We start from the raw sequence: 6,212 nt of genomic DNA on the forward strand, positions 1-6,212 counted from the left end.
AGTCTAATTGCAGTCCATGGCAAATTTGCGTCCCGGGCTATAATCGTGCTCATGGCAGCCCCCGAGACGATGTCGTCCCTGCGTGAGCGCTCCAAGGCCAAGCGCCGGGAGCTGATCCGCCGGACCGCCATGCGCCTGTTCGCCGAGCGCGGCTACGACCACGCCACCATCGCCGACATCGCCGCCGAGGCCGAGGTCGCGCCCCGTACCGTGACGATGTACTTCTCCTCGAAGGCCGACGTCGCGCTCTCGCTGGCCAACGAGGTGATCGGCCGGCTACTCGCGGTGTTCAAGGAGGACCCGGGCCTGAACTTCACCGACGCGGTGGACCGGTGGCTCACCTCCGAGCGCGAACACCTCGACCCGGAGCTCGCCGCGCTCAACAGCGCGATGTTCGAGGCCAACCCGGACCTGCGGTCGCTGGGCAGCACCGAGCTCAGCGAGGTGGTGGCCTTCGCCGGCCCGGCCTTCAAGGCGGAGGTGGGCCTGCCCGACGGCCACCCGCTGCGCGGTGTCATCAGCGCCGCCGCCGGGGCCGCGCTCACCCAGTACCTGTTCACCAGCATGCACAAGGCCGAGCAGCCGCAGCTGCACGACGAGTTCATGCACGTTCTGCGTACCCTGATGCGCTCGGCGCGGACGGACGCGGCGGAGCCGTCCGAGCTGCCCGCGTAGGGCGGCTGCCGGCAGCTCGCGTCTATCTCAGTGTGTTGCTTGCCGTGAGCACGGTGACGACCACCCCCACGGCGGCCAGTGCGGCGCCGAGCCATCGGTGTCGGGTGAGCGCGGCGTCGGACGGAAACGGGACGTCCGGACCCCGGCGGTTCCCGCGTATGCGCCACATGAAGCGCGGAAAGACGACGTGCATGAGCCCTATGGCGATGAAGCACACCCCGAAGCTGAGCCAGCCGCTCGGAGTGTGTGGCATCGACATCGCTTCGGGCCGCGCCTGGGCGAGCATTCCCATCATGCCGGTCAAGTTGCCCGCATGGAGATCGGCAAGCACCGACATCTCCGTCGGCTCGTCCGGTCCGCCGTCGCCGGCTTGGCCGGCGGGACGGCCGGTGCAGAGCCGGCCGTCGACGGCCGGCTCTGCACCGGTATTGAGACTCGCCTTAGTACGCCGTGGTCTGCGACTCCAGGTAGGACTTGAGGAACGCGTACTTGGCCGCGCTGTCCGCCGCGCCGATCGGCTCGAGCGCGGTGCCGAGCTCCATCACCTGCGGGACGGTGGTGCGCAGCTCGGGCCAGGCGGGCAGGGCTCGGCCGTGGCCGTGCGCGGCGCGGGCGGGGGTGTTGGGGTCTCCGGCGGCGGCGAAGTTGGCCACGTAGGTGGACATCGCGTCGGCGACCTCGTAGTCCTTCGCCGTCCACGGGCGGTCGGTGCCGGAAAGGCCGCCGAAGATGTAGTAGAGGTCTGACCCGTGGTAGGCGCCGAGTTCGGCGGCGTCCTGGCCCGGGGTGATCGGGTTGGTGGTGTCGGTGCCGGGCGGGACCTGGGTCCACCAGTAGGTGTGGATCGGGCTGGTGTTGCGCGCGTCGAGGCGGAACTGGGTGCCCCACAGGAAGGTCGAGACCCGCTCCTCGTCGTCGGCGTACCGGCAGTACTGCTCCGCCGCCTCGGCGTCGGTCGCGGCCGGGTAGAGCGCGAGGAACCGCGCGGCCTGGTCGCCGAAGGTGCTCGCCGCGAAGCTCTGGTAGTCGGCGACGGAGATGGTGAACGTGGGGGAGGCGCCGTTCTCGTCCTTGCAGTTGCCGGTCAGCACCGGGACGTCGACCTCGCGGCCGGGGTGCATGGCCTCGGTGTAGGTCGTCGGCAGCACGTAGCCGTCCAGCACGTTGCCGAAGTTCGTGCCCTGACTCGGCGCGCCCGGGGCGAACACCGTCTGCACGATGTCCTCGGCGCTCAGCGCGCGCAGCCCGGCCAGCGAGTCGGCGCCCATGAGCGCGGCGAACGCGGTGCCGTTCGCCTCGGCGGAGGCGAGGGTGGAGTAGCCGCCGGCCACGTGCCCGAGCGAGGGGTCCTTGGTGTACTGCACGCCGGAGGAGAGCAGGGCCCGGTGGAACAGGCCGCGGGCCAGCTTCGAGATCATCAGGATATTGGTGAACGAGGAGCCGTGCGACCAGCCGGCCAGGGTCACCCGGTCCGGGTCGCCGCCGAACGCGGCGATGTTGCGGTGCACCCACGCGAGCGCGGCCACGCTGTCGAGCACTCCCCAGTTGCCCGACCCGCCGTGGCCCGACTCGGCGCTGAGCTCCGGCAGCGCGAGGTCGCCGAACGGCCCGACGCGGTGGTTGAAGGTCACCACCACCACGCCCTTGCCCGCCAGCGTCGCGCCGTCGTAGATCGGCTGCCCGGACCACATCGCGGAGTTGCGCCCGCCGTAGATCCAGACGAACACCGGACGCCGTCCGCCCGAGCCCTGGTCGGGGCCCGAATCAGTGCTCGAGGACCCGGTCCAGACGTTCAGGTTGAGGCAGTCCTCGCTCAGTTCGGGCACCTGGTCGGCCGGGATGCCGTCGACCGGCTGCGGGCAGGCCGGCCCCCAGGAGTCCGCCGCGCGCACGCCGGACCAGGACGGCGCGGGCCGCGGCGCGCGCCACCGGTTCGGTCCGGCGGTCGAGGCGGCATACGGGATGCCGCGGTAGACGCTCACTCCGGCCACGCCCGCCGCGACGCCGCTGACCCAGCCGGATTCGGTGCGCACGGGGCGCGAGGCCGCGGGGTCGGAGTGAGAGGTCGAGGTGGACGCCGAGGCCGGTCCGGCCGCGGCGGTGTCGAACAGCACGGCTCCGGCCGCGACCCCGGCGGCGCCGCCGAGGAAGCCGCGGCGGCCGAGCGAGGGGGTCTCGGGCGGGGTCTCGGCCGGGGATTCGTTTCGCAAGCTCACTGATTTCTCCCAGGTGAAAGCGGAGGGAAGGACGCCGCGCGCACGACGCTGTGCCCGGTCCCGCCTGCGAAGGAAATAAGGGTTCTGTGATCACCGGACGGTCGAGGCCGCCCGGAGCCGTGGGGGAGCGCGGTCGGCCGCGGTCAGCCGGCGGAGCCGCTCAGCAGCGCCTCGAGGCGGGCCGCGACGAGTTCGGCCGTGCCCCGCGCGTAGCGCGAGTTCATCGCCTCGTAGGTGCAGCGGTCGTAACTGTCCTGATCCGCCATGTACTTCGCCCCGCCGTTGACCATCGTGGCGATCCAGGTCACCGGGGCGGTGGAGGCCGCCTTGACCGCGAGACCGGTGCGGGCGCCGAGCTCGGCCTGCAGGCCCGCGATGGTCAGATCGCCGATCCGCAGCAGCGTGACCAGCGCGTCGGTGTCGCCGTCCGGGCGGTAGTCGTAGCCGCGGGTGGGGCGCAGGGCGTGCAGTCCGGGCGGCGGAGTCTGGGCCCTGACCCGCATCCGCTCGCTGGTCACGCTCAGCGGGCCGGCCGCGTCGCCGGTGCCCGCGCCCGAGTCGGCGCCCGAGTCTGCGTCCTCGGTCGTGACGGCCTCGGCGGCCCGCAGCGCCTCCTGGGCCAGGCGGGATCCGAGCGCCGCCAACAGCACGCGCGCCGCGACCGGATCGCCGGCGGTCAGGTAGGGGGCCTGGTCGCCTGCCGCACCGGGCAGGAACAGCGCGACCGCCTCGCCGCCGTAGGTCTCCTCGATCTCGCGGCACGCGGCCCCGGCGAGGTCCGCGCTGATCTCGCGCGGGCCGCCGGGCTGCGCGGTCAGCTGCATCACCGAGGACTGCACGGCGTAGTTCAACACCAGCGCCAGCGGGCGGCCGCGGGCGTCGTCGATGCGCAGCACGCTGAGGGTGTGGTCGCTCGGGCCGCCGTCGTCGGCGCCGAGCCACCAGCCCTCGGGCGTGGGCACGTCCCGGTTGACGTTGACCCGGCACACCCCGTGCCCGACACCGAGCCGCGCGGGGCGCAGCGTCGCGGCCGCGTCCGCCGCGGCCCGCCGCACCGCGTCGTCCACCGCGGCGCTGATCAGGGCATTGCGTTTCTCCTCGACCCCGGCGAGCCGGCCGGGCGGGAAGACGTGCGGGGCGCAGAAGGTGTGGCTGGCCACGACGAGGCAGTGCTCGACCGCCGCGCCGGTCACCTCGTGCAGCAGGGTGAGCATCCGGGCCAGCTGGTGCTCGAACACGGAGGTCTGGTCCAGCACAGCGAGCGCGACGCGGGTGGGGCCGTCGTCGAGGACGAGCACCCGGGCCGAGAGGGGATCGTGCACGGCGTGGAAGCCGTCGAAGGGCAGAGCCGCGGCGGGAATGGCTATGCAGGCCCGGCCCGCCCCGGCCCGCAGCGTCATCGGACGCCTTCCGCGGCCAGCGCGAGTACGCCCTCGACGATGCTGTCCTCGGCGTGTCCGCGCACGATCGGGCAACCGCGCACCGAGTGCACAGGTCGGTCGAACCGCGCGTCGTCGGCGATGTAGCCGATGCGGTCGTTGGCGATGGAGATCAGCAGCGTGTGCGTGAACGGCGAGGCGGCGCGCAGCCGCCGGCCGATCTCCGTCACCACCTCGCCGGAGACCCCGGCCAGCAGGATCTCGCCGATCCGGATCACGGCCAGGCGCAAGGGCACCGTCTCGGTCGGCTCCTGGCGCATGCTCTCCATCACGTCCGACCCTGGCTTGGCCGGCAGCGCCACCTCCCGCTGCCCGGCGTGGATCCGCACGGCGTGCGCGCCCGCGCCGACGGCGATGCCCTCGGCCACCCGGACCGCCTCGGCTCCCACCATCAGCCCCTGGGCCTCCATCGCCCGGTAGGCGCGGGCGCTCTGGCGCGCGTCGGGCACCGCGCCCCAGGGCAGCCCTAGGTCGATCCGCGGCCCCTGGTCGCCGATGGTGCCGGGCGTCCAGAGGCAGACGAGCGCGTCGTCGAAGCACTCTTCGACGTGGCGGCACGCGGCCCCGGCCAGATCCGCGCTGAGCTCACCGGTGCCGAGCACGGAGGTGGGGTGGACGGAGTAGTTCAGCAGCAGCGCGATCGGCCGGCCTTCGAGGTCTTCGAAGCGCACGACGCGCACTGCCTTGTCCGAGGGCCCGTCCGGGTTCACGCCCAGGGTCCACCCGCCGCCCAGGTACGCCTCGCGGTTCACGTTCACGTCGGCGCTCCCGACCCCGGCGCCGACCCGGGCCGGGCGGGCCGCGGCGCGCGCGGACCGCAGCGCGGCGAGCATCGCGTCGTAGACCCGCTCGGTGTAGACCAGCGACTCCGGCGAACCGGCGTGCGCCAGTGCGCCCGGGCTCACCTCGCCGATGCGCGGCGCGCTGTGCGTGTGCGTCGCGGTGATGAGGATGTGCGCGAAGGCGATGCCCAGTTCGTCCTCGATGCGCCGGCGCACCGGCGTCATGTCGCCGGCCTCGACCAGGTCGAGGCTGATCAGCGCGACCTCGGTGGTGCCGTCGTGGGCGACGACGGCGCGCAGGTGGATCGGATCGTGGATCCGCTCGAACGGCCGGCCCATCGGGTGCAGCGCGGTCAGGTCCTGCGGGGTGATGTCCACCTTGGCCGCGCCGACGCGCAGCGCGGGGTGCTCGGGGGAGGGCGTCGTGGAAGTGGTGGGCAAGGGTGGCTCCTGGGTGCGGTGGCTGACGGGCGGCAGCCGCTTTCGTACAGATCGAATATCAAACGGATGGTCGGGCGAACGCGGGTGACGCGCCGACCGGCAGGTCCACCTCGAACGCGTTGAGCAGCATGGCCAGGGCGGTGAAGGTGCCGAGGCAGCCGACCAGGTCGACCAGCGCATGCTCGCCGAGGTGGCCGAGCGCCTGTGCGTAGAGCGCGTCGTCCACGGCGTGGTGGTGCAGCAGCCGCACGGCGAATTCGTGCACTGCCTGCTCGTCCGCGCGCGGGAAACCGGGCTCCTCGCCCCGGCCGAGCCGCTCGAGCGCGTCGCCGTCCAGCCCGGCCTCCCGGCCCTTGCCGACGTGCGCGTGCCACGAGTGCGGGGCGTCGAAGGCGCGCGCGGCCTCGAGCAACGCCAGTTCCCGCAGCCGCGGCGGCAGCGCGGACTCCGTGATGCAGAACGAACTGAGTTGCTCCATCCGCACACCCAGTTCGGGGCTGCGCAACAGGACCTGGAACGGACCGCGCGCGCCGCCGGGCCGGCTGGTGAGCGGGCCCGGCGGCGCGGCGTCGTCGAGGGGATTGAGGCGCACGGGGTTCTCCGGATTCGAGATGGCGGGGGTTCGGGACTCAGGGCTTGAGTGCTCGGGGGTTCGGGGG

6 protein-coding genes are annotated in these 6,212 nt (G+C 73.0%); 1 reads left to right on the plus strand and 5 read right to left on the minus strand.

Annotated features, from left to right (window positions below; translation table 11 throughout):
* Positions 1–51: 51 nt before the first annotated feature.
* Entirely contained in the window at positions 52–675 is a 624-nt protein-coding gene (locus tag KDL01_RS11525; RefSeq protein WP_212528417.1) for a TetR/AcrR family transcriptional regulator, read from the plus strand.
* 22 nt (positions 676–697) lie between these two features.
* On the opposite strand, the gene KDL01_RS11530 is transcribed toward KDL01_RS11525, so the two are convergent.
* From KDL01_RS11530 to KDL01_RS11550, 5 genes are all read right to left on the minus strand, one after another.
* Complete coding sequence (locus KDL01_RS11530) at positions 698–1,006, minus strand: DUF6199 family natural product biosynthesis protein (RefSeq protein ID WP_212528418.1); 309 nt, start codon at positions 1,004–1,006, stop codon at positions 698–700.
* Between the two features lie 109 nt (positions 1,007–1,115).
* Entirely contained in the window at positions 1,116–2,891 is a 1,776-nt protein-coding gene (locus tag KDL01_RS11535; RefSeq protein WP_212528419.1) for a carboxylesterase/lipase family protein, read from the minus strand.
* 143 nt (positions 2,892–3,034) lie between these two features.
* Entirely contained in the window at positions 3,035–4,291 is a 1,257-nt protein-coding gene (locus KDL01_RS11540) for a hypothetical protein (RefSeq protein WP_212528420.1), read from the minus strand.
* Positions 4,288–5,553 carry a neutral/alkaline non-lysosomal ceramidase N-terminal domain-containing protein gene (locus KDL01_RS11545; protein ID WP_212528421.1) on the minus strand — a complete coding sequence of 422 codons (1,266 nt, stop codon included), beginning with the start codon at positions 5,551–5,553 and terminating at the stop codon, positions 4,288–4,290. The genes KDL01_RS11540 and KDL01_RS11545 overlap by 4 nt, the downstream gene beginning before the upstream one ends.
* A 58-nt stretch (positions 5,554–5,611) precedes the next feature.
* A complete protein-coding gene (locus KDL01_RS11550) occupies positions 5,612–6,145 on the minus strand; it encodes a carboxymuconolactone decarboxylase family protein (RefSeq protein WP_212528422.1) in 534 nt (177 codons plus the stop codon).
* Positions 6,146–6,212 lie beyond the last annotated feature (67 nt).

It is taken from the genome of Actinospica durhamensis (assembly GCF_018139695.1).
Lineage (GTDB): Bacteria > Actinomycetota > Actinomycetes > Streptomycetales > Catenulisporaceae > Actinospica > Actinospica durhamensis.